The sequence below is a fragment of the Prevotella pallens genome, assembly GCF_900454935.1.
GTDB classification, from domain to species: domain Bacteria; phylum Bacteroidota; class Bacteroidia; order Bacteroidales; family Bacteroidaceae; genus Prevotella; species Prevotella pallens.
In genome coordinates, this window is sequence record NZ_UGTP01000001.1 from 699,723 (window position 1) to 724,391 (window position 24,669).

At 36.2% G+C, this 24,669-nt stretch carries 23 protein-coding genes, 3 tRNA genes and 1 pseudogene; 10 read left to right on the forward strand and 17 right to left on the reverse strand.

Going from position 1 to position 24,669, the window contains the following annotated elements:
- Positions 1-9: 9 nt before the first annotated feature.
- From purB to DX009_RS03065, 6 genes and pseudogenes are all read right to left on the reverse strand, one after another.
- Positions 10-1,356: an adenylosuccinate lyase gene (gene purB, locus DX009_RS03040; protein WP_115082966.1), complete on the reverse strand. Its 1,347-nt coding sequence runs from the start codon at positions 1,354-1,356 to the stop codon at positions 10-12.
- A gap of 153 nt (positions 1,357-1,509) precedes the next feature.
- Positions 1,510-1,584, reverse strand: a tRNA-Val gene (locus tag DX009_RS03045).
- 46 nt (positions 1,585-1,630) lie between these two features.
- A tRNA-Val gene (locus tag DX009_RS03050) sits at positions 1,631-1,705 on the reverse strand.
- A 46-nt stretch (positions 1,706-1,751) separates the two neighbouring features.
- Positions 1,752-1,826 (reverse strand) — tRNA-Val (locus tag DX009_RS03055).
- A 419-nt stretch (positions 1,827-2,245) separates the two neighbouring features.
- Positions 2,246-2,610 (reverse strand): annotated as a pseudogene (locus tag DX009_RS13810) (DNA adenine methylase); the annotation flags it as partial.
- Positions 2,611-3,257: 647 nt separating this feature from the next.
- Positions 3,258-5,063: a MutS-related protein gene (locus tag DX009_RS03065; protein ID WP_115082967.1), complete on the reverse strand. Its 1,806-nt coding sequence runs from the start codon at positions 5,061-5,063 to the stop codon at positions 3,258-3,260.
- A gap of 363 nt (positions 5,064-5,426) precedes the next feature.
- On the opposite strand from DX009_RS03065, the gene gdhA reads away from it, so the two are divergent.
- Both gdhA and DX009_RS03075 read left to right on the forward strand, forming a co-directional pair.
- Positions 5,427-6,770 carry an NADP-specific glutamate dehydrogenase gene (gdhA, locus tag DX009_RS03070; protein ID WP_115082968.1) on the forward strand — a complete coding sequence of 448 codons (1,344 nt, stop codon included), beginning with the start codon at positions 5,427-5,429 and terminating at the stop codon, positions 6,768-6,770.
- A gap of 95 nt (positions 6,771-6,865) precedes the next feature.
- Positions 6,866-7,549: a septal ring lytic transglycosylase RlpA family protein gene (locus DX009_RS03075; protein WP_040595660.1), complete on the forward strand. Its 684-nt coding sequence runs from the start codon at positions 6,866-6,868 to the stop codon at positions 7,547-7,549.
- A 266-nt stretch (positions 7,550-7,815) separates the two neighbouring features.
- Here the strand turns inward: DX009_RS03075 and DX009_RS03080 are convergent, their stop codons facing one another.
- From DX009_RS03080 to nusB, 9 genes are all read right to left on the reverse strand, one after another.
- Complete coding sequence (locus DX009_RS03080) at positions 7,816-8,658, reverse strand: hypothetical protein (protein WP_115082969.1); 843 nt, start codon at positions 8,656-8,658, stop codon at positions 7,816-7,818.
- A 223-nt stretch (positions 8,659-8,881) separates the two neighbouring features.
- On the reverse strand, positions 8,882-9,238 hold the full coding sequence (locus DX009_RS03085; protein ID WP_006045438.1) for a hypothetical protein: 357 nt from the start codon (positions 9,236-9,238) through the stop codon (positions 8,882-8,884).
- A 594-nt stretch (positions 9,239-9,832) separates the two neighbouring features.
- A complete protein-coding gene (locus DX009_RS03090; RefSeq protein ID WP_115082970.1) occupies positions 9,833-11,005 on the reverse strand; it encodes a serine hydrolase domain-containing protein in 1,173 nt (390 codons plus the stop codon).
- 169 nt (positions 11,006-11,174) lie between these two features.
- On the reverse strand, positions 11,175-11,555 hold the full coding sequence (locus DX009_RS03095; protein WP_115082971.1) for a hypothetical protein: 381 nt from the start codon (positions 11,553-11,555) through the stop codon (positions 11,175-11,177).
- A gap of 187 nt (positions 11,556-11,742) precedes the next feature.
- Positions 11,743-12,201, reverse strand: a complete 459-nt coding sequence (locus DX009_RS03100; protein WP_006045435.1) for a DUF5606 family protein — start codon at positions 12,199-12,201, stop codon at positions 11,743-11,745.
- 19 nt (positions 12,202-12,220) lie between these two features.
- Entirely contained in the window at positions 12,221-12,793 is a 573-nt protein-coding gene (gene coaE / locus DX009_RS03105; protein ID WP_115082972.1) for a dephospho-CoA kinase, read from the reverse strand.
- A complete protein-coding gene (locus tag DX009_RS03110) occupies positions 12,790-13,797 on the reverse strand; it encodes a CdaR family protein (RefSeq protein ID WP_115082973.1) in 1,008 nt (335 codons plus the stop codon). The genes coaE and DX009_RS03110 overlap by 4 nt, the downstream gene beginning before the upstream one ends.
- Positions 13,798-13,830: 33 nt before the next feature.
- Positions 13,831-14,163 (reverse strand): preprotein translocase subunit YajC, encoded by a 333-nt coding sequence (gene yajC, locus DX009_RS03115; protein WP_115082974.1) that lies wholly within the window; start codon positions 14,161-14,163, stop codon positions 13,831-13,833.
- A gap of 127 nt (positions 14,164-14,290) precedes the next feature.
- Positions 14,291-15,256, reverse strand: a complete 966-nt coding sequence (gene nusB, locus DX009_RS03120; protein ID WP_006045431.1) for a transcription antitermination factor NusB — start codon at positions 15,254-15,256, stop codon at positions 14,291-14,293.
- Between the two features lie 261 nt (positions 15,257-15,517).
- Between nusB and DX009_RS03125 the strand changes: the two genes are divergently transcribed.
- The 7 genes from DX009_RS03125 to DX009_RS03155 all read left to right on the forward strand — a co-directional run bounded on the left by DX009_RS03125 (position 15,518) and on the right by DX009_RS03155 (position 21,052).
- On the forward strand, positions 15,518-16,135 hold the full coding sequence (locus DX009_RS03125; protein WP_006045429.1) for a 50S ribosomal protein L25/general stress protein Ctc: 618 nt from the start codon (positions 15,518-15,520) through the stop codon (positions 16,133-16,135).
- Between the two features lie 336 nt (positions 16,136-16,471).
- A complete protein-coding gene (pth, locus tag DX009_RS03130) occupies positions 16,472-17,044 on the forward strand; it encodes an aminoacyl-tRNA hydrolase (RefSeq protein WP_040595659.1) in 573 nt (190 codons plus the stop codon).
- Complete coding sequence (locus DX009_RS03135; protein WP_115082975.1) at positions 17,044-17,460, forward strand: RNA-binding S4 domain-containing protein; 417 nt, start codon at positions 17,044-17,046, stop codon at positions 17,458-17,460. The genes pth and DX009_RS03135 overlap by 1 nt, the downstream gene beginning before the upstream one ends.
- Before the next feature lie 21 nt (positions 17,461-17,481).
- Positions 17,482-18,063 (forward strand): phosphoribosylglycinamide formyltransferase, encoded by a 582-nt coding sequence (purN, locus tag DX009_RS03140; RefSeq protein WP_115082976.1) that lies wholly within the window; start codon positions 17,482-17,484, stop codon positions 18,061-18,063.
- Between the two features lie 68 nt (positions 18,064-18,131).
- On the forward strand, positions 18,132-18,518 hold the full coding sequence (locus tag DX009_RS03145) for a PH domain-containing protein (protein WP_245944572.1): 387 nt from the start codon (positions 18,132-18,134) through the stop codon (positions 18,516-18,518).
- Positions 18,515-19,834 (forward strand): D-alanyl-D-alanine carboxypeptidase/D-alanyl-D-alanine endopeptidase, encoded by a 1,320-nt coding sequence (gene dacB, locus DX009_RS03150; RefSeq protein WP_115082977.1) that lies wholly within the window; start codon positions 18,515-18,517, stop codon positions 19,832-19,834. Before DX009_RS03145 ends, dacB begins: the two co-directional genes overlap by 4 nt.
- Before the next feature lie 45 nt (positions 19,835-19,879).
- Entirely contained in the window at positions 19,880-21,052 is a 1,173-nt protein-coding gene (locus DX009_RS03155) for a mechanosensitive ion channel family protein (protein ID WP_115082978.1), read from the forward strand.
- Between the two features lie 710 nt (positions 21,053-21,762).
- On the opposite strand, the gene DX009_RS03160 is transcribed toward DX009_RS03155, so the two are convergent.
- On the reverse strand, positions 21,763-22,608 hold the full coding sequence (locus DX009_RS03160; RefSeq protein ID WP_115082979.1) for a DUF4595 domain-containing protein: 846 nt from the start codon (positions 22,606-22,608) through the stop codon (positions 21,763-21,765).
- A 160-nt stretch (positions 22,609-22,768) separates the two neighbouring features.
- Positions 22,769-23,620, reverse strand: coding sequence for a DUF4595 domain-containing protein (locus DX009_RS03165; protein WP_115082980.1), 852 nt, complete (start codon positions 23,618-23,620; stop codon positions 22,769-22,771).
- Between the two features lie 81 nt (positions 23,621-23,701).
- On the opposite strand from DX009_RS03165, the gene DX009_RS03170 reads away from it, so the two are divergent.
- A complete protein-coding gene (locus DX009_RS03170) occupies positions 23,702-24,661 on the forward strand; it encodes an IS982 family transposase (protein WP_115082768.1) in 960 nt (319 codons plus the stop codon).
- Positions 24,662-24,669 lie beyond the last annotated feature (8 nt).

Below are 24,669 nucleotides of genomic sequence, written 5' to 3' on the forward strand. Positions count from 1 at the left end.
CTTATTTGTTTATATGCCGGTGTAATTGAGTGGTGTGATAGCCATTAATTCAGCCTTCACCTTGTCGCTCACATTCAATGTTTGAATAAAATCGTGAATAGTCTCAGCTGTCATGTGAGCATTTGTACGTGTTAATGCTTTTAAAGCTTCGTATGGATGTGGGTAAGCTTCACGACGCAGTATAGTTTGTATAGCTTCTGCTACTACAGCCCATGTATTTTCTAAATCGGCATTTAGCTTTTCTTGATTCAATATGAGTTTGCGAAGACCTTTTAATGTACTTTGGATAGATATAATGCTATGTCCAAACGGTACGCCAATGTTGCGCAATACTGTAGAATCGGTTAAGTCGCGTTGTAAACGGCTTACAGGGAGTTTCTGTGCGAGGAACTGTAATATGGCATTTGCTATTCCAAGATTGCCTTCGCTGTTTTCAAAGTCTATTGGATTTACCTTATGCGGCATTGCGCTTGAACCTACTTCACCTGCTTTGATTTTTTGTTTAAAATATTCCATAGATATGTACAGCCAGAAGTCTCGGTCTAAATCAATTATAATTGTATTGATTCTGCGCATTGCATCAAATATGCTTCCAAGATGATCGTAGTTACTTATCTGAGTTGTCCATTGTTCACGCTGCAAGCCCAAATAATTATTTACGAACTTATTGCCGAATGTTTTCCAGTCGTATTCTGGATAAGCTATATGGTGTGCATTAAAGTTTCCTGTTGCACCACCGAACTTTGCAGTAAGTTTACAAGCTTTTAAACCTGCAAGCTGTTCTTGCAAGCGATATACAAAAACTTCTATCTCTTTACCTAACCGAGTAGGAGAGGCTGGTTGTCCATGTGTTTTAGCTAACATAGGAACATCTTTCCATTCTTCGGCATATTGTTGAAGTTGTGCAATAAGTTCTTCTACTTGTGGATAATAGACCTCTTTCAATGCTTCAAGCATAGATAAAGGTACACTCGTATTGTTGATGTCTTGTGATGTAAGACCAAAGTGTATAAACTCTTTATACGCATCAAGTCCGCCAATCTTGTCGAACTCTTCTTTTATAAAATATTCAACGGCTTTTACATCGTGGTTCGTAATACTTTCTATTTCCTTTACCCTTGCTGCATCTTCTTCTGTAAAGTTCTTATAGATGTTGCGCAAGTTCTCGAACACCTGTTTATTGAACGTAGCTAATTGTGGTAAAGGTAGTTCACACAAAGATATGAAGTATTCAATTTCTACACGTACTCTATATCGTATGAGTGCGAATTCTGAGAAATAATCTGCGAGTTTCGCAGTTTTGCCTCTATAACGTCCATCAACTGGCGATATGGCTGTTAAAATATCAAGAACCATAAAACTATTTTTAATTTACTTGCAAATTTAGTATTTAAAATTGAGACGGGAGCAATAAATCGCTATAATCTTTGTAATTTAAAGGTTAAAGGTTGCTTATAAAAACAAAAAAGCTCCACAACTAAAAAGTTGTAAAGCTCTATATTTATGCTGTGGGCGTTGACGGATTCGAACCGCCGACCCTCTGCTTGTAAGGCAGATGCTCTAAACCAACTGAGCTAAACGCCCTTTAAAAACTCCCCGCAACCCCGAAAGACTACAGGGAACACCCCTGTGGGCGTTGACGGATTCGAACCGCCGACCCTCTGCTTGTAAGGCAGATGCTCTAAACCAACTGAGCTAAACGCCCTTTAAAAACTCCCCGCAACCCCGAAAGACTACAGGGAACACCCCTGTGGGCGTTGACGGATTCGAACCGCCGACCCTCTGCTTGTAAGGCAGATGCTCTAAACCAACTGAGCTAAACGCCCTTACTTATCGTAAGCGGGTGCAAAGGTATATATAAATAATTTAACTACCAAATTTTTAATTCGTTTTTATTTGTTGCTTTAAAAAATAATAACAGTACACTTTTTTCTTTATATTCTTTCAATAAAGATAATATACCTATTATTTTATCTAAATTTCATAGATAAAATACTACTTTTTGTTTTATATTTATTTTTATTACAAATGATATTTGCATCTAAAAAGATTCCTTATTTAAGGATTACTATTTAATAAATTGAGATTTTTTCTTCTTTTCTTCACTACGAACTACAATACAATGTTCATAATACTAAAGCTGTTTTATTACGTTTTTAAATCGTTTCTATATTCTTACGAAACGTTGTTGTACCAATAAGGCTATTCAACATATAATTACTCAACTTGATGTTATCTTTTTTTGCTACATACTTTGTTTCAAATATGAGATTTTATTGTATTGATATTTTTTTGGGGTTTGTAAATAGTTATGTACCAATATTTCTGTTAGTTTTCCCTTTTACTTGGATTAGAATTGATACTCTTAGAAGCTCAAACTCTTTCTATTTTATATGTACTATACAGAATATCAAAGAAGTTATCGTCTTCGTTTTTTCCCTTACAATCAGAATTACTGGGCATAAATTTATAGCCTGCGTTATTAACTCTGTCGCAAAATTTCTTTAAACGAATTTGTGCATCATCGTTAAATGGTTCTTTTGTATAATCATTGAAACTAGATGTATTACTCAATGGATGATATGGTGGATCAAAATAGAAGAAAGTATCTCTATTTGCATGAATAAAATTCTTCTACTTGTACAATAACAACTTCTTTTTAAGCGCAAAGTTATAAAAAAAATAGAGAAATAAAGATGCCTTTCTTTAGGAATAACTATTTGAAGGCTTATTTTATGCAATGGTAAAAGTTTGCTATGTGTATAGTAGTTGTTTTTATTTTTCATTATTTCTTTTGTCTATTAAAATGGATGTGGATCGGCTTAAAAAACAAGTGAATATAAAATATGAAAGTACGTTGAATTGGGTTACCATTTAGCTACTGTTACGTAAGTTTCTGGGAGCAGAAATATTTTGTTATAATTTTAATATGCTGATAGTGGTATGGGGCACTTCTTTTTACTTTTAGGTTGTAAGGGTATTATTCCGACTTATTGTTGTGGGGTGTTGGTTATTTCTAAATTAAAATTATGTATAGATAGGAACATAAAGTATTCAGATATTGTAATAATGGAGTTTGGGGAGATATATTTTTAGTTTTTTAGTTTATGTCCAAAAAAAGTTTTTATTAGAAGTGATGAGAATTGTAATTATGTTTTTTAATTTTCTAATTATGTTTTTTTATTTTCTAATTAGAAATTCACTCCTTATAAAATTGTATGTTTGTGATTGCAGTGAGAGTAATTTTTAAAAGATAGTTAAGCGAGTATTTGTTTTAATAAGAAAGTTGCATTTTGGTTTTTTGCAACTCCTCTACCTATTTTATATGTATAGGTAACATTAGTGCCAAGTTCTATTTCGAACGAATAATTATGGAATCGTTGTGGGTTTTCGTCTTCGAGTTTAGAAAGTTCTAAATCGTGAGTAGCTATAACTCCTGTAACGTTTCGTTTAGAAATATACTCTAAGAATAGTCGTGAACCATTTAGTTTGTCTAACGAATTTGTACCTTTCAATATCTCGTCGAGTATTATTAAGCTTGGAACATTAGGGTCTAAACTTGCAATGAGTTGTTTTAAACGAAGCAGTTCGGCATTGAAATAACTTATGCCGTGTGTTAAATCGTCAGTTGTGCGCATATTAGTAAAAAGTCGGAATACTGATACGCACATTTCTTCGGCAAATACTGGTAATCCGTTCATTGCGAGAATATAGTTTACCCCCAATGTTCGCAAAAAGGTGCTTTTTCCAGCCATATTTGCTCCCGTTATAATGTAATATTCATGGTTTTGAATATCGAAGTTGTTGCGTATAGCCTTTTCGCCCAAGAAGGGGTGGTAAATGTTGCGTGCTTTGTAGCTTACTTTGTTGCTATTAACAATTGTAGCTTGTTGTGCTTTGTCTTCGTTGAGGCGGAATGTAGCCATTGAAACAAGTGCATCGAAAGTACTCGATGCATAAATCCATTGGTCGGTAATAGGTTCGTATGTATGTTGCCAACGCAAAAAATGACGAATAATGGTAATGTCGAGCAAACCAAAACAGTTGAAAAGTACAATACCAATTTCGTTGCTTCTATTGTCAATTTTCTGAAGAATGCGTTCTAATTGTCCGAACGATTCCATTGCGCCCGATAGATTGTTTTTCAATTCGCATAAATGTGTAGCTGTAAACGATTGTTTATCTATTAATGTAGCCATATTCACGTATCCGTGCACCTGATTTTTTAGTTTAGATATTACTTCGTTCACCAATTTTATATATTTATGGCAACAAAATGTAGCAAGAAAAAAGTTGAATATACCCCACCATATTGGAAGAAATGTAGGAACAAAATTGGCGATAGATAGAAATATACTAAGGTAAAAGCCTGTAAGATTGGCATAAATAAGTGTTCTAAAGGTGCGATTGGCAAAGTAGGAAGGTATTTGCAATGTGTGAATGCTGCTAAAAGCTTTGCGAATTGCTGTGGTATCTATAGTTTTTTCTATGCCTTGTGCTTTGAATTGTGATAGAAAAGGTTCGTTTTTTGCGAGTTCTTCTATGGCTTCTGCGCGCTGTTTTATGTTTTTTAGAAGTTCTGTTGTAGAGAGAGTTTCCCATTTTCCTGCTAAACATTCTGCCAAATAGTCGCTTCCTCCCAACGAAATAGTTCTATTTATTCGTTGAAATAGCGAACCTTGTCCAAATATGTCAAGGTCGAAAGTAAAAGGGTGAGTAGGTTGAAGGTAACGTTCGCCTGCGTCAAACTTTGTGTAATCGCCCTCTTGGTAAGCAATTTCCTTTTCGTACGTAAGTTTTAGAGCCAATGCATCAGTAATATCTCTATCGTTTTTTGTGTCTAAATTCCGAATATAAAAATAAAGAAATAGAACACACAATGCCACACCTAAAGTCCATGAGGCATTGTTGAGAACAGTGAACATTACAACAAAGGCAATGGAAACAGTAAACGATAATATTTCGGTAATAACGAATACACGACTTTTAGTACGCAACCTATAAATAGTTTGTGTAAGTTCTACTATTTGTTTTTTGTATAATTCATTCAAACTTTTATTCATATTGCAAAGATAAATAAAATAATTTTAAAGATGAGAGTTTCTATTCTTAAATGGAATTGTTTGCAAAAAAAAGAACTTTCTATATGGTGTGAGAAGAAAAAACATAAGTAAGCAATAAAGTTGTAAAATAAGAGTATATATTGCATAAAGCTAATATATATAGCTATTATTATGACATAAAGTAAGTAAAAGTGTTTTTATTAGTTATGTGTGTATTAAAATAAGGTTATTATAAAATTGAAAATTATTATTAGGAATACAAAAAGATACAGTTTTTATTTGGTGCTCTAATATAAAATCAATACATTTGCGGTAAATTAGATAATTTGAAATACTAACATAAACGTTTTATCAAAAATTACTATGGAAGTCAAAAAGATTATGCAGAGCCTGGAACAAAAGCACCCAGGAGAAGCAGAGTACTTACAGGCAGTACAAGAAGTCCTCGAATCTATTGAGGAAGTTTACAACCAACACCCTGAGTTTGAAAAAGCCCAGATTGTAGAAAGAATGGTAGAACCAGAACGTATATTTACATTCCGTGTAACATGGATTGACGATAATGGTAAGGTTCAAACTAATCTTGGCTATCGTGTACAGTTTAATAGCGCAATTGGTCCGTACAAAGGAGGCTTGCGTTTCCACAAAGCAGTTACACCTTCAATGTTAAAGTTCCTCGGTTTCGAGCAAACATTCAAGAATGCACTTACAACATTGCCAATGGGTGGTGGTAAAGGTGGTTCAGATTTCGATCCAGTTGGTAAATCAGATGCTGAAATTATGCGTTTCTGCCAAGCCTTTATGCTCGAACTTCGTCACAATATAGGTCCTGATCAAGATATTCCTGCAGGCGATGTAGGTGTTGGTGGTCGTGAAATAGGCTATATGAATGGTATGTATCAAAAACTTACTCGTCAATACCACACAGGTGTACTCACAGGTAAAGGTATAACTTGGGGTGGTTCTTTCTTCCGTCCAGAAGCTACTGGCTTTGGTGCACTTTATTTCACAATGCATCTTTTAAAGAAAGCAGGTAAAGACATTAAAGATAAGAAGATATCTCTCTCTGGCTTCGGTAATGTAGCTTGGGGTGCTGCAAAGAAAGCAACTGAACTTGGTGGTAAAGTTGTTGCAATTTCTGGTCCTGATGGTGTTTGCGAAATACCCGATGGAATTACACCTGAAATGATAGATTATATGCTCGAAATGCGTAACTCTAACCGTAATAAGGTTGAAGATATGGCAACTAAGTTCCCAGGTAAAGCTAAATTTACTGCAGGTAAGAAAGCTTGGAGTATTCCTGTAGATATTGCTCTTCCATGTGCATTCCAAAATGAATTAAGCGAAGACGATGCTAAAGAATTAGTTGCTAACGGTTGCTGGTGCTGCTGCGAAGTTTCTAATATGGGCTGCCAACCAGGCGCAATTCATTATTTCCAAAAGAACGGCATACTCTTTGCTCCTGGTAAAGCGGTTAATGCTGGTGGTGTTGCTACTTCTGGACTTGAAATGACACAAAATGCTGCTCACTTAAATTGGGCTCCTGCTGAAGTAAACGAGAAACTACAGTGGATTATGGAGAGCATTCACGAGCAATGTGTTAAGTTCGGTGAACAACCAGATGGCACTGTAGACTATGTTAAGGGTGCTAATATCGCTGGCTTTATGAAGGTTGCTCAAGCAATGTTAGAGCAAGGCGTAATTTAATAAAAGTCTTCTCCTTTCCCCTTCCTACATTCTTTTTGTAGGAAGAGGGAAATAGAATGTTACGAAAAGGGGAGGACAAATGTAAATTTGTTTTTATGGATAAAACTAGAAATCACCTTTTAGTAACAATGATAATAGGCTTTACTGTTTCGACAAGCTGCTTTGCACAGTCGGACGGTAAAGCCTCTTATTATAGTAATAGCCTACACGGGCGAAAAATGAGTAACGGCGAACGTTACGATAGAAATGGTTTTACTTGTGCACATAGAACTTTGCCTTTTGGTACGCGTTTACGAGTAACAAACCCAAGAAATGGAAAGGAAGTAGAGGTACGCGTTACCGATCGTGGTCCGTATGCACATGGACGAATAGTAGATCTTTCGTATGCAGCAGCCCGAGAATTGGGTATGATTTCTAGTGGCGTAGCTTATGTAAAGGTAGAAGTATTACCAAAAGAAACTGAAATTCCATTTGCATCAGAGCAATCTGCCTTAAAAGTACCAGAGGTTGAGTATGGTTTTGCTGGTGTTTGCTATGAGTTTATTCCAGAATGGGAGGCACAAGGTAATGACGATAAGCCCAAGAATATAGAACGTAAGGTGAAGACTTCGTTGCACCCGAATAAAAATAAACGTCCTACAACAACCACTAATTCAAATACAAAAACTGTTTCTAAACCTATAAACAATAAACGTCAAACACCACAAAAGAAAGAGCAGAATAGCTGGACCAACTTCTTTAAAAATATAAAGAAAGGCGTTAGTAGTTGGTTCGACTAATGTTATTGAGCGTAACCAGCTTAAAATGTTCTACCTGTTATAGGTTGATATTTTCTATTCTCAGTAATATTAACTCAAATCCTCTGATTTGCATTACAGGGTTATAAACAAAAAAGACGCATCGTTTTTCGATGCGCCATTGTTGAGTTATTAGTTACTTAATAGCTATTCTGAGCCTTTTCATCTCTGTATTTTTAAAATATCTTTTTCTCTCTTTTTTCAAATAATGTTTGTATTGAGTCAATTTAATATTATATTGAGTCAGTTTATTTTTGTGTGCTCAGACGTAAATTCATCACTTTCGTTATACTTTTATTATCTTTGAGTATTGTAATTAAAAAGTTATATTCTCCAGTCTTAATACGGTTATCAGCCATTATTGTAGCTGTGTATCTTACAACCTCACTAGGTTTCAATAAATTTATTCTTGTTGTTGGACTAATTCTGAAGTGTCCTGAATATGTTGCTTCGGTTATTGTGGGGTATAAATCGCTTATTGCTTGTGTTCCATTATTATGTATTTCAAATGCGATTTTACCAATCTCGCCCCTTTTTAAGATATTATTTCCATCGTTATCTGCAAAGACAACCTTACTAATTTCTATATTGGGCATCTCGTTTGTAGACGGTGTGAGTCGCTCAATACTCGACTTATTAGAGAAATAGACTGGTTTTGCATTTGTTTCTGTAAAACCATTTGGAGATTCTATTTGAAAACCATATTGTCCATTATCTTCTGCATTTGTACAGTCAGACCCATTCTCGTCTGTAGTTTGTGGCAAGTTGTTATATTGTTCTGTATCTATCTGTTGTTGGTAGTAAGGCTCTTGTACATCTTTTCTGTTCTCTGGCGCTAAGCGCTCATTACCGTAAGCATACTCTCTACTTTTCTTTTTTGTTTTGGCATCTATAGCCGCTCCGGCAGCTGCTCCTCCTGCCATTCCGATAATTGTACCAATATCTGAGCCTCGTGCACCTCCTGCAATGCCACCGATAGCACTTCCAAGTACGCTACCTAATGAGCCTCCTGCATAGATACTGCCCATATTCGAGTCGCAACTACTTAGTAAGAAGATTGTAGCAACTCCTAATACAATTACCTTCTTCATATCTTGTTTATTTCTTTGATGTTGCAAAGGTACTATCAAATAAAGTCTCTTTGAAAATAAAAACCCTATCACATAGGGGAATTTCCCTAAAGTGAATAGGATTTTACGAAGCTGTTTAAAGCGAATTACTGAACTGAAGCGAGGCGATAAGACTTGCAACAAGAAATTATCTTTTTCTTATTGGCATATTGACCTTCTCGCTATATGTTCTTACTCCTTTTTATTAGTGTAACCGGTTTACACCATCTTTGTTTACAAATGTAACGCCTTTTACTTTACTGAAATAGGCTACAGCCTTTTCAATGTCCCAATCGTCTGGAGTTTTAATTGCAATACCATTCAAATTTTTATATTCATACAGCACTGCACAGCCTTTCTTTTGAATAGCTTTCATTAGCGCCTTATTTCCCTTTGTTTTGTCGAAATAAATAATCAGAGTGTGATTATTATTTGCTGCATCAGATTCGTCTTCTCCACTTCCCATAATCTTTTCTTTTATGGGACATTGAGCAGAGGTTGGATTTGGTAAGGCAAACAAAATGCCTATCAATAGCATACTTATTCTAATATATTTCTTCATGTTATGAGTTTGTTTTACATATATTGTTTGCAAATATAGACATTATATTGCATTTAACCACCATTTTCTGAGTTTATTTCTACTCAATAGGGAAGAAGTGGAGATTCTTAGGAAAAGAATGCGATTGTAATGAAAACTAATTTAGTATAATGAATTGTCAGATAATATGTTGGTGTTCAGGATTTTATAATAATATGTGGATTGGAATATTACAGAATAGGGGAATTTATACTTCTTATCTGGCTAAATACTTTTTAAGTATAATGAAATAGAGTTTTAAAGGTTGTGCTTTTTTATGATATCTAATTCGCAACTGACAGATATCTAATTCGCAACTGACAGATATCTGAGACGCAACTGACAGATATCTGAGAAGAGCGTTACAGATATCTGAAACGAACGTAACCAATATCTAAGGTGTTCTGTTCTATTCGTGAGTAACTTGTAAATATTGCTCATAATTCTCCAACCTATCTTCTATAGGCTCTTCATACCAGTATATTTATAAGTTACTATATAGCATTGTTGTAAATACAAACAATTTGCTCGTCAGTACCTACAAAATATATTCAGAATTTTAACTACTTATTTTGTTTAGAACAATTTGTCGCACAAGGAGTCGAAAAATGACATTTCCCACCCCATCCAATTGTAGTTGTTTCCTATTCGGGCAATAATCACATTCTTCTTCTGATTAATATAAAGGAATTGATGTCCGACACCAAACGCATAGAAAGAAGAGTTATCGGCATCGTTATCGCGATACTGATGGTACCAGCAATAATGATAACCTTTATTCTCGGTAGTCTTTTCTAAGCTCTTGTCTATCCACTCCTTGCTGACAATCTGCTTCCCATTCCACGTACCACCATTCAAATATAATCTTCCTATCTTAGCAAGGTCATATACATTTGTAGCAATACCTCCAAAGCCTTGTGTGTGATGATGCTTACGGCTGTCTATTGTAACCCATGCATCGCGTTCCATACCTAATGGTTTCCATACCTTCTCACTCATATAGTCCGCATAGGTTTTACCCGTAGCTCGTTCAATAATCCAAGAGAGTAGAGCTGTCGTTAAACTGTTATATTCATATTTCTCGCCAGGCTGACTTTTAAACTTTATGTGTCGGAAAATTCGGGTGAAGTCGTGCCCATATTGCAGTTGAGTTATCTTGAATATTTTAAACAAACCTTTTAGAGTCAATTCATAGTCCTCGTAAAAATCGAAACCAGCCTGCATATTCAGTAGGTGGACAATCCGTAACTTTTTGAATGTAGCATTGTATTGTGCCAATTCTGGAATATAATCAGTTACATAGTCGTCTACGCTCTTGATATAACCTTCGTCTACGGCAATACCACAAAGAAGTCCCGTCAACGATTTGGAAACAGAGAAAATGGTAGCATTCTTTCCTGGATAAAAAGGCTCTGTCCATTGGTCGTAAACAATACTGTCGTTATGAATAATAAGCAATTGCCCATCTTTTCCAAACCATTGTTCAACGAGTGAATCTATTCGCACCTTCTCTGCATTTCCTGCCTTTTTGTGAGTTATATACATACCTCTATTTATACAACGATGCGATGCCGCAAGTGGAAAACAAAACGGATTGTCTCCTTTGAAAATAGTGTCTCGTTCCAACTTCTGATATTCATATATATCCGGACCAGAAGGACCATCGAGTGCGAGTCCACGGAATACGCTACAACTACTAAGCAACAACATTGCTACAATAAATAGAACGTTATATGTTTTTGACGCCATAATGACAATGTATTTAAGTTTTATAGTACAAAGTTACAAAAAATAGTCTTATATACTAAAATTATCACAAAAATAAACAACGTTACCTCTACACTTATCGCACAGAGATAACGTTGTTATTTGTATGTTGTAAAAGGCACTTACCTATCACAACTCTAAGAGAACTTATTTATTCTTTTAACTCAATATAGTCGGTAGAGTATAAAATTCTACCATCATCAATACAATGTAAATATATCAATGGTTTTATCTTACTAAGATGTTCTATTTGTCTTGTTCGAATATCTATTTTACACAAGATAAATCCCGATGTCAAAAAGCATCGAACATATTTCGGTATATATAAATGGTTGTTGCTCAATAAGAACGGGGCGCCAAAGAGATCGTCTTTACCTATTTTTTTATCATCAACAAATAAGCTACCTATTAGTGGAGACCCCTGTGCGAATTCAGTTAATCCGTCATACCTTATAATATGTTCTCCTATTTTCGACTGCAAAGGAAATACCCAAGGAGTGGCAGATGTGTTATGAATAGTTTCAACTTGCATATCGCTACATCTTTTACCTTAATATTAATGTATGCCGTTATAACTTACATAGAGCATCAACATTCTGAGTAGTTAATTAAAGCCCTGTAGACTAATTAAACAAAATGTGGTGGCTACTCCTTTTTGATATATTCCTATTTAAGAGCAAGTTGGTAAGAAATAAAGGTACCTCGTCCAGTTTTAAACCTTACTTCTCTTCTTCTTTGCTTTCTTGGTTGTCTTCTACTTCTTCCTCTCCGTCAGGTTTCAGCACTTCTTCGAAGTTTGAAATGCCAGCTTTAATCAAAATGTCGTACCACTGTAACAATTTCTTAATATCGCTATTATGCACACGGTCGCGGTCGTAATCTGGAAGAACTTCTGCAAAATAGTTCTGCAATTGCTTTGCAGACGCTTTACGCCAATCGAACGAAGATACTTTTCCTTCTTCCTTTTCACGTACATTTACTAATACTTCGTACAAAGGAACATCGTCTCCTTCTGTAAACATTGAAATGTCGGAAAGGCTTGTTACTCTATCTGTCGCAAAGGTGGGAATACGTTTTTTCTTTTCATCAATAGTCTCAACTATTAAGTTCATTTTCGCATGGTTTACCAATTTGTAAAGTCCAGGCTTGCCTGCAATTGAAAGAATTGTTTGTTTCATTATGTTTTTATTAAATATATTACTTACTCAATTTTTCTATATTGTTTATAATTGCTTGTATTTGTGAATCTAAATCGCGTTGTCCATCGTTTACTATCTCATACTGACTGCGCTTTAAAACTTCGTCTTGTGGCAACTGTCGGTTTATCCACTCTTTGGCTCTTTCTGAAGTAATCTGGTCGCGATTAACAATGCGTTGTATTCTAACATTGATAGGTGCTGTTACACAAATCACCTTATCTATATGTATGCGATTTATAAAACCGCTATCAAAGAGAATAGCACTTTCAATATAATCGTAGCCTGACTTTTCAAAATCAGCAGCAACAGCAGGGTGAATAATATTGTTTATGGCTTGTGTATTTGCTTTGTCGTGTAACAGAAAAGAAGCCAATTCTGCTTTCTGTAGCTTTCCATTAACAAATATATTCGTGCCTACTAAGTCAGATAATTGCTTTTGTATATCAATAGAAGTGTGTATTAGCATTTTTGCAGCTTTATCGCAATCGTACACATCAATGCCGAAGTGTTGTAATCGTTCGCAAACAAACGATTTTCCACTACCAATACCACCTGTTATTGCTACTTTCATTTTTGTTCAATAAGATAGTCCACAACATTCACAACGGGGTAGGCATTACGTATACCATTTGGTGCAGCTTGAAGATACACATGGCATTTGTCCGCCTTATGGTCTGCCACCTCATTATAGTCTGCTACAGCTTTGAACCCTTCAGGTAGCAGCTCTCTCGTTTCTATGTTCTTTGGCATAGAGCGCAATCGTTGTGCTCCTACAGCAAATTTAATCTTTACTTTGCTGGGAAATATTCGCATTGTTTTATCCGCAGGAACATTTATGGCATTAATGGGCACTTCTACATATTCTTCTGTAAGAATATCAGGATATAACTCTACCTTTACGTGGTTAGGTAATATTTTTGCGTTTTTTATCTTTGCAATCCTTACTTGTTGTGTTTTCGGCTCAGTAAAGTTCGATATTGTTAATTGTTCGGTTGATACATATTTAATTTTGTTCAATATATCTTTTGCAGCATAGACAATAACACTGTCTGGAACTGTTTGTGTTCGTGAAAGATAATAGCCTTCTGTAGGAATCGCTATACCGTGAAACCTTACCGGAACTTTTTTATGTCTGCCGTGATTATACGAGAAAGTAAGATTGTTTATCTTTACACTTACTATTTTCGAACTCGAATACATTTGTAGAGCGAGTAATCGTTGTATATCGGTAGTGGAGATCTCACCAGAATTGTCAGACCGAGCACAAGCATCAAAGTCAAAGAACAATGGGCGAAAAGCGTCATCAAACATATAGCTAGCTATAACATAACCTTTGTCGCGCACAACAACCCTGACAATGGAATCTATTTCACTTGTTATGACAACATTCTTAGGTATTCCTGCCAATCTAACATCTACTGTAAACTCGCGTTCATAATAGTCGTCAAGTACATTCGTAAGCCAAAATAGACCACTCAATAAAAGAAAGAACAAAAAAACCAGAAATTCCTTGTTGATTAATTTCGACAAGAAACCTCTGATTATATTTATTATATGTAGTCTCCTATTTATCATTTATGGAATCTACTTCTATTAATTTGCAAATGCTTATTTGTTTTGGCTCATACGCATAGCCTCTGCATCGGCAAATACATAACCTTTATCTACTGTGATAACTACACCACGTGCAATTTCTACATCAATTTTATTTGAGTTTATATCTATGTGTTTTACTTTACCGAATATTCCGCCACCTGTAACAACCGAGTCGCCTTCTTTAAGTGCATTTTGAAATGCGCGAATTTGCTTTTGTTTTTTCTGTTGTGGACGAATCATAAAGAACCACATGATAGCTCCAATAACAAGCATCATCACTATCATTGGTAATGGACTTCCTTGTTTTCCTGCAGCTTGTGCTGCGAGTAAAATAGCTGTATTCATATTTTATCAATTATAACTTTATTTATTTCTTTTGTTTATCTTATGAATTTACTTATTCTTGTTGCTTCCACTTGTTGGAATAGTTCTTCAGTATAACCGTTTTTCGAGTATTTACTCGTTACTGTTCTTAACGGTTATTGTTTCTGTGCTGTTGCTGTCTATGTTCTGGTATTTGTTTCAACATTTTTCCTGTCTCTATAAGATAGCGTGCTATAGCATCAAGCATTCCATTTATATAACCACCACTTCGTGGAGTGCTATAAAGTTTGGCAAGTTCCACATATTCGTTTATTGTAACTGATAGTGGTATATTGGGGAATGTAAGCATTTCAGCAATGGCAATTTGCATTATAACAACATCCATATATGCTAAACGTGAGAAATCCCAGTTTCTACTTGTTTCGCTCATATATCGTTGATAAGAATCGGCGTTCAATATTGTGGCACGGAAGAGTTTCACAGCGAAGTCTCTATCTTCTTCGTCTTTAAACTCTGGCAGCAATTCTTGATTAGCTTTGTTTGCGGGATCGAAACGTTTAATAGTTTTGATAACGAATGTGTCTACAATTTCTTTATCATCGTTCCAATACAAGCTCTTTTCTTCTAGAATAGCATCTAAGTCTTCATTACTTTGAATAAGTGTGCGATATATTTTTCGCCATAATTCACGATCTGCATCATACGAATCGTCATCGCTTCCCATATACTCTTTGTATATAGTGCTCTCTTCTATCTGATCGCACAGTTTTCTCACAGCCTCCATATCATCTTCCCAGCGATACTTTTGTCCTTCAATAAACAAGTTTAGCTGTTTGTTTTCTTCCAGTTGTACTGCAAATTTATTGTAGGCAAACCTAGCAGAAGGAACTTCTGTACCTTCGCGTTGTGCTCTGTTTGTTAATATCTCTACACGACGACGCTCTTCTTGTGTTATTGAAACTATGAGAGATAGCAAGTAATTGTAAAGTCCATACGCTTTTGACAGACTGAAAAGCAATTCTTTTTCAGCTTTATCAATATTGCGTTCTCCATTTTGATAGTAAGCGTAGGTTAGCTGAACGACCTTTATTCTTATTAAATCTCTATTTACCATTGCCGTATAAAAATTGTGTTTTGTGTGAATCTGTTATGTTCTGCAAATGTAGAAAAAATCCTCGTTACTTGCAAGAGAATACCATTATTTTCTTGTTTTTTATTATTATATTTGTACATTCCATCGAAAAGATATAACTTTGCACCGCTTTTTACAAATTGATAACGGCAGACTTTAGGTCTCTCGACTTGTTATTTTAGCAATATCAGTGTGTGATGGCGAATTAAATAATTAATTAATTTAGAGTAACACAACAAAAAAATGAAACAAATTCTTATTTCTGGTAAGAAACGTGAAGCTACAGGAAAGAAAGCTTCAAAAGAACTCCGTAAGGAAGGTATGATTCCATGTAACCTTTATGGTGAAGCTACCGCAGATGGTAAACCTGTTGCTTTATCTTTTGCAGCTCCAATGTCAGAGTTGCGCAAATTGGTTTATACTCCGCACATCTATCTTGTAGAGCTTAATATAGATGGTAAGAATCATGGGGCTATTATGAAAGAAATACAGTTCCACCCAACAACTGATGCTATTCTGCATATCGACTTCTATGAAGTAAACGAGACTAAGCCAATTGTTATGGGTGTTCCTGTTAAACATATTGGTCTTGCACAAGGTGTTCGTGATGGTGGTCGTATGAATAAGTCTATTCGTAAGATAGATGTTAAGGCTCCATACGCACAAATTCCAGAGACTCTTGATATAGACGTTACTAAACTTCGTATTGGTAAGAGTATTAAAGTTGGCGATTTGAGCTTCGAGGGTCTTGAACTTGTAACATCAAAAGATGTTGTTGTTTGTTCAATTAAGAACACTCGTAATGCTGTTGCTTCTGCATCTACTGATGACGAAGAAGGCGATGGCAGTGCAGCTGAGTAAGACAATAACAAGTTTAGATAGCAATTTATAGTAATTCTGTATAGACATATAGAACCTGTCTGACCATTAAATTAAAGGTATTTGAATAGTAGATATCTATGACCGATAAAACAGATATCTAAAACCATTGCGACAGATATCTGTGACGAACGAAACAGATATCTAAAATGAACGAAACAGATATCTGAAATGAACGAAACAGATATCTGAAATTTTAGGGTATCAGATAATAGCGGTTTGAACGGTGGTCTTTAAAAGTCAGAACAGTTAATTAACTTGATGTTAATATACTATTATGAGCTATCTGAATGTACTTTAAAAACGAAACAAATAATATTGGACAAGTATCTAATATGTGGCTTGGGAAACCCTGGGCGTGAGTACGAGGGAACTCGCCACAACACAGGATTTATGGTATTGGACGCTTTTGCTAAGGCGTCCAATATTGTTTTTGAGGATAAGCGTTACGGATATATAGCAGAAACTACCCTTAAAGGGCGAAAGATAATATTGCTAAAGCCAACCACGTTTATGAACCTGTCGGGCAATGCCGTACGTTATTGGCTTAACAGCGAGAAAATAGACGAAAGTCGGTTGCTTGTTGTGTCCGACGAACTTGCTCTACCGTTAGGTGCTTTTCGGCTGAAAGCAAATGGCTCTAATGGTGGGCATAACGGTTTGGGGCATATTCAGCAGCTAATTGGTCAGAATTATGCACGTCTCCGAATGGGTATCGGCAACGATTATCCTAAGGGAGGGCAGGTAGATTGGGTATTAGGAAAATATACTGAAGATGATATGAAAATTCTTCAACCCAGTATAGATCTTGCAACAGAAATTATTAAAAGTTTCGTGCTTGCTGGCATTAACAATACAATGAATCAATACAACAAGTTAGGTAAGAAATAATGACAGATGTTGCACGAATAGACAAATGGCTTTGGGCTGCACGTATATTTAAAACAAGAAGCATAGCTGCTGACGCTTGTAAAAATGGACGTGTTACTATTAGTGGCACTAATGTAAAACCCTCGCATACTATAAAAGTGGGAGAGATTATAAACGTTAAGAAACCCCCTATTACTTATTCGTTCGAGGTTTTGCAAACCATCGAGAAGCGTGTAGGCGCAAAACTAATTCCCGAAGTATATAAAAACGTTACCGATGCTAAGCAATACGAACTTTTAGAAATGAGTAGAATAAGTGGTTTTGTAGACCGAGCACGTGGTACTGGTAGACCAACTAAGAAAGACAGACGACAGCTCGATGCATTTGTAGACCCTACACTCTTTGGCTTTGACGACTTCGAAGACGATGAGGAGTAAATAACACATTATACATATAATATGGTGAACATAGCAATATTTGTATCAGGTAGTGGCAGTAATTGCGAAAACATTATCCAGTATTTCCAAAACAATAAGCAGGCCAATATAGCTTTAGTAGTTAGCAATCGTTCCGATGCCTATGCACTTGTACGTGCCCAAAGGCTGAATGTACCAACAAAGGTATTGCCGAAAGCTGAGTTTAATAACCAAGAGATGGTTATGAAACTTATGGCAGACTATAGAATAGACTTCATTGTGTTAGCCGGCTTCTTGCTAATGATACCCGATTGGCTTATTTCTGCTTATCAACATCGTATGATAAACTTACACCCAGCACTCTTACCTAAGTTTGGGGGCATAGGAATGTATGGGCATTATGTGCATGAAGCTGTACGAAAAGCAAACGAAACCGAAACTGGAATGACCGTCCATTGGGTAAGCCCTGTGTGCGATGGTGGTGAAATTATTGCACAGTTTCGTACTCCTATTACACCCGATGATACACCCGACGATATTGCAGCTAAGGAACACGTTTTGGAAATGAAGCATTTTCCTCAGGTTATTGAGGCTATATTAAAGCAAGAAAAACTTATTCAATAATGCTGAGACTATAAAACTGTAGCAGCATTATAATTAGTATAAGATGAACATACACTACCCTGAAGATAATGATAAGAACATTTAATCATCGTGTAATGCCGTTAGAGTGGTGCGCTATTATATTGTTTTTAATGGGAACACTCTATGGTTTTTGGCATCGCAGCAATCCAGCCTTGGTGGTTTTGGGTGTGTTATTCTTGGTACTCACAACTATAGCTTTAGATCGTGCATTGCACACCAGTTATGTTATTACAGATAAGCAACTGATTGTGAAACAAGGTAGGGTAGCGAGAACTAAATACATAAACATTGCAGATATAACCAATGTAAGCAAACTTCCTTTAGCTTTTCGCATTGGTAGTTATGTATTAATAGAACTAAAGAATGGAAAGGTGGTGAGCTTACAACCCCATAATTGTAAAGCCTTCATTACCGTAATACACAATTTGTTATGAAACTAAAACACTTTCAGGTTCTAATGCTAAGTGTTCTGTTGGCTCTTCCGCTACAGGCACAGGTGCATATAGATAGCGTGGAAGTAGCACACATATTGTACGGTGTGCCACCACAAACATCTACCAATTATACCGAAGAACCTAACGATAGCGATGAAGAGGGCGAAGATGCTGTTCTTCCTTTTCAAACTAATAATAGTTTGTCGTGGCAAGAAAATATAATAACCCGATTAAACTCTATATTGCATACAGATATAGCATCTACTATGCAGATAGGTTTAATGGTATGGGACTTGACAGACGATAAACAACTCTATGCGTATAACGAGCGAATACACATGCGCCCAGCGTCAACAATGAAGTGTGTAACAGCTATTGCAGCACTGTATCGATTAGGTTCGAACTACAACTATCGTACAAATATATACTATACAGGAAGTATAGACGATTCTACACACGTGCTTAATGGCGACATATATTGTGTGGGAGGTATGGACCCATTGGTGTCTAACGCCGACATTACCACCATAGCACAAGCCATTAAGGCTTTAAATATTACGAAGATAGATGGCAATATCTATGCCGATCTGTCGTTTAAAGACAGAGATGAATTGGGCAATGGCTGGTGTTGGGACGATAAGAATCCAAAGCTTTTTCCACTACTTTTAGGCTCTACCGATAACTTTGTTAGTACGCTTTATCGTCGATTGCGCGAAATTGGAGTAGAACCCAGTGGAGTGATGGGCGAACGTGTATTGCCATCTACTGGTGCAACATTCATTACAGCGTGTACACATAGCATTGGCGAGGTAATGAACACCATGATGAAGAAAAGTAATAACCTCTACGCTGAGTCAATGTTCTATCAATTGGCAGCTGTCAGTGGAGGCAAATGGAACACAGCAAAGCAGGCACGTAAAGAAGTGAACGCACTTATACGCAAGTTAGATTTATCGCCTGCGGACTACAATATAGCCGATGGGTCTGGACTCTCGCTATACAACTATGTTAGTGCCGAACTCGAAGTGCAGTTGCTTCGCTTTGCTTACGGTCAGCCAGATATTTATAACACCTTATTACCAACTCTCCCCATTGCTGGAATAGACGGTACGTTAAGAAAACGTATGCGTGGCACACCAGCACAAGGAAATGTACACGCAAAGACTGGTACGGTGTTTGGCGTAAGTTCGTTAGCGGGCTATCTCACTGCATCTAATGGACATCGACTCTGCTTCTCTATTATTGTAAATGGTGGTATGCGTCAAGGACCAATGCGCAATTTGCAAAATAAGGTATGTGTGGCATTGAGCCAATAGTATATAACAAAATCAACATAAAATAACCAACCAAAACTAAACATTATGCATACTATCAGTAAGTTTATAGAACACATACTTGTATCGCTAAACGTAGAGTACACCGCTGCATATATAATACGCCATGCGTTGTTAGTAGTAATTGTGTTCGTTTTTGCATTCCTTGCAGGCTTTCTTTGCCGCAAGGTGCTTGTTCCTTTAGTAATAAAACTAACTTCGAAAACAAATATCGAGTGGGATTCTATATTGTTCGATAAGGCTGTTCTATATACAGCTTGTAATATAGTGCCTGCCGTAGTTATTTGGAAACTCTTACCAAAGGTTTTCTTTCAATATCCATTTGTAGAAGATACTTTACTACGGCTTACGGCTGTTTATATTGCCATAAACTCCACCCGTTTAGTGTTACAAGTTATAGCCCGTCTGCGCTTCCTGCGTCAACAAGAAGGTAGCAAAAGCAGTCAATACCTCCGTTCGTTTCTTGGCGTTCTTCGCATCATTGTTATTTTTATAGCAGTTATTGTTGTAGTTAGCATCTTAATCGACAAGAACCCTATGACGTTGTTTGCAGGGTTGGGTGCAACTTCTGCCGTCTTAATGTTGGTTTTCCAAGATACAATACAGGGATTAGTTGCAGGTATACGTCTTACAAGCAACGAAATGGTGCACGTGGGCGATTGGATTACTGTTCCCGGTACGCCAGTAGATGGTAACGTGGTAGATATAACGCTAACCACTGTGAAAGTGCGGCAGTTCGATAACACTTACACTACTGTTTCGCCTCTAACGTTGGTTAATGGCTCGTTTAAAAACTGGAAAGGAATGATGGATAGTGGCATGCGACAAGTTTGCAAGAAAATATATTTCGATGTACGTAGCATTCGTATTCTGACCGATGATGCAAAGCAAGCTTTGTTAAACAAAAATATGGTAACACAACAGGAGATTGAAGGCGAAACGGTGAATGTTGGGCTTTTCCGTCGCTACGTTGCAGAATACTTAAAGAAACGCAACGATGTAAATAAGTCGGCAACCTTACTTATACACCAATTGGAAGCTACACAGAACGGGATCCCAATAGAACTCGTATTCTTCTTGAACACAACTAATGGAATAGAATTCGAACAGAAAATATCTGATATACTTGAACACGTTTATGCTTATGTAAATGAATTCGGGCTACAGATATACGAAGGACTTCCTGCTGCTAATAAGTAATATCTCTCATTGCTCATATTAGCAAACAATATAGACTACCCTGATAAGGATATTATACGACACCCTAACAAGAAGGTAAACAAATAATCCTTGTTAGGGTGTTATAGCAAAATATGCCCTAACACATAGTTGTCTAATAGATTCTAATGATGTTTAGGTTAGAATATACTAGATAATAACCCCCATTAATATTCAGCCGAATAAATATCTTTTATATATTACAAAATATGGCAATGAAAGGTGTAATTGCTTATGATATCTAATTACTAACCGACAGATATCTGAAACGAACGTGACAGATATCTGAAACGAGTGCGACAGATATCTGAAACGAATGCGACAGATATCTGAAACAAAAAGGCTACATTTTACTATCTTTCTTGAGTATTTAAAACGTTCTATTTAATAGCTAAGAAACCAATAATCGTAGCTTATAATTGTCCACCTTTTCTCTGCTGTGCACCATAAGCAATAAAGAAGTAACCGCCTAAAAACTGAAGACTCTCAAAATAATCTTCACACTAAAAATACCAATGAACAATGCTATCAATTTGCTAGAACTCAGCATAATCAGGAAGAGATGTAACAAGAAACGCTACCAAACTCTATCTGTAAAACAATATAAACTAAGCAGCTTATACAACAACAAAGGCAACGAAACATTTGCTTCGTTGCCTCTTGCTTATTTTTATATTACTTTAGCTTTATTCTTACCAAACAATAGTATATTCATATTTATCATTATTATATGTACGTATAAACGATGTTGGGAAGCCCTTGCTATTCAATGCCCAGCTGAAAGTTGATTTATTATTCTCTAAATCTATACTAAATATAGGCAAATGCTTGGTAGGTTTTCCTAACATTCCAGCATAGTAAATAAACGTTAAGTCTTCGTAATCTAAACCTAATCCGTCGGCAAAGTCCATAATGCAACCTTTGTTTTCGATTGGCGAAGTTACTTTGTCAGAAGTGTAGTATATCTTACAATGAGCAGTTTCTTTACCTTCTTTTTGCGATACTTCTGAAGTCTCTATAGCGTTGCCATTCTTATAGGTAATGGAACTTGTTGTCTTATATCCACCAACTGTTTCAACTATCTTAGTAAGCTGTCTATCCTTGTTGTATTCAAAGTCTATTTTTGCTGTATAAATATTGTTGCTTGTGTTATACTCTATAGCATCGCAATATCTCACATATCCATACTTATTTAAGAATAGATTATATACCACTTTGTTATCTTTATCTTCTACCGACATCACCACATTAGGCTCTTCTGTAGCACCTAAGTTTTTGTTCTTGTATTCAAAGGTAATATATTCTTTCTCTTTCTGATTATAGATGAAAACAACCTGGTCTTTAGAATTCTTGTCAATAGTATAGTCTCCAATAGATTTAGGAAGACCATTAACAAAAACATTCTCTGGATCAACAACAACTTTTCCCTGTTCTACCTCTTCGTTTGGGTCATCGTTCTTTTCACTACACGCAGTAAATACCATCGATGTAGTTAAGACAAGCGCCAATACCCACATAGAATTAAAAATTTTCTTCATATCTTTCAGTTTGTTTGTTATTTGTATCTTATGTTATAATCAATATTTAAATTGCGCTTTAAGTTATTCTAAAAATAAAGATTTAGATATAAAAGCAATAGAACTGTAGTATCTATATTTGCGCATTTAAACTAATCTATTATTTTTATTCCTTGTCTCTTTACCAAACAATGTTTGAGTCTTCTCTGTCGTCATCATCTTTAGCAACAACCTTAATGGGAAATCCATTCGCATCGAAGTACCACTCAAAACTGGTCATATTGTTATCTTTATCTATGTTGTATATTGGCAGATGCTTGGTTGCCTTTCCTAACATTCCAGCAAAATATACATTCTGGAAGTCCTCCAAATCTACACCTAATCCTCCATCGAAAGCCATTATGCAACCTTTGTTTGCTATAGGCGAAGTTACTTTATTCGAAGTATAGTAAATTTTGTAATGGTCTTTTTCTTTACCTTCTTTCTCTGATCTGGTTATTGATTCTACAGCGTCTCCATCTTTGTATATAATGGTATACAAAGTTTTAAATCCATCTTTAGATTGTATGGCTTTAGCAAGTTGTCCGTCAGAATTGTATTCAAAGTTCCATGTAGCCTTCTTATAGGTCTTGTTCTTTTCGTACTCAATTTCGTCGCAGTACTTCACAAATCCATCTTTATTCAGAAACAAGTTGTACACAGTCTTTTCATTTTCTTCGCGCATAGTCATCACAACGTTAGGCTCATCTGTAGAACCTAAAACATTGGTTTTGTATTCAAATGTAACAGTTTCTTTCTCTTCTTTGTTGTATAATGAAGACAATCGACCTTTGGAATCGCAAGTTAATATATAGCCGTCTATAGCTTTTGGCATTCCATTAATAAAAACTTTTGCAGGATTTACCTCTACTGTTCCTTTTTCTCTTTCTTCGCTTCTGTTCGGATCATCTTCGTTTTTGCTACACGACGTAAATACTGTAGTAGCACTTAAGGCTATCGCCAAGAGCCACACAAAATTCAATAATTTTCTCATTGTTTCTATATATTTAATTACCCGTTGGCGGAATTAATCAATAGATAAAATATCAGAAATATGAATGTAAAAAAGTTGCACATGTCGCTAAAAATCAGTAACTTTATGATAATCAACAATACTGTTATCTGCTTTAACTCCATGCACAACTTATATGCAAATTTCGTCAAAATACTTGAGATATGCAAGAAATTCTCCTACGGATTGGTTAATGACCTTGGAAATATTCCTCGTCGTGGTGTTGTCCCTCGCTTCTCTGACCTTGATGTCATAGCCCTGAGTCTGACAGCTGAGCATCTCGGCATTGACAGTGAGAATAACCTCTTTGACCGGCTGAAAGAATACCAAAAGGACTTTTGTCATCTCATCAGTCGTCGCCAGTTCAATGACCGTCGCAAGAACACATATCACCTGTGTGAAATGATTCGTAAGCGTATAGCAAAGGCAATGGATGGTGCAGAGGAATATTTCTGTGTAGATTCCAAACCGATAGAGGTTTGCAGACTCTCAAGAGGCAAACGCTGCAAGATGGGCAAGGACGAGCCTGATAAATCTCCAGCTTTTGGTTACTGCGCCACGCAAGGAGTATATTATTATGGTTATAAGTTGCACGCTGTATGCGGTTTACGAGGTGTTATACATTCATTTGACCTGACGGCTGCTAATGTTCATGATATACATTATATGAAGGATGTGAAGTTTGAATTTTCAGAGTGCAGTATTCTTGCTGATAGAGCTTATCTGAGTGCAGAACTGCAACAAGATCTGTTTTCATCTGCGCACATCAAACTGGAGGTTCCGTATAGATTAAACATGAAGACATGGAAGCCTGCTTTTAAACCTTATGCGAAGGCTAGAAAAAGAATTGAGACTTGTTTCTCTCAACTATGTGACCATCTCATGCTCATCAGGAACTATGCCAAACAGACCACAGGACTATTCGCAAGAATTACTGCCAAAATCAGTACGTTTACAGTACTGCAATACATTAACTACATAAACGACAGACCACTAGGACATGTCAAATATGCATTAAATTAATTCCGCCA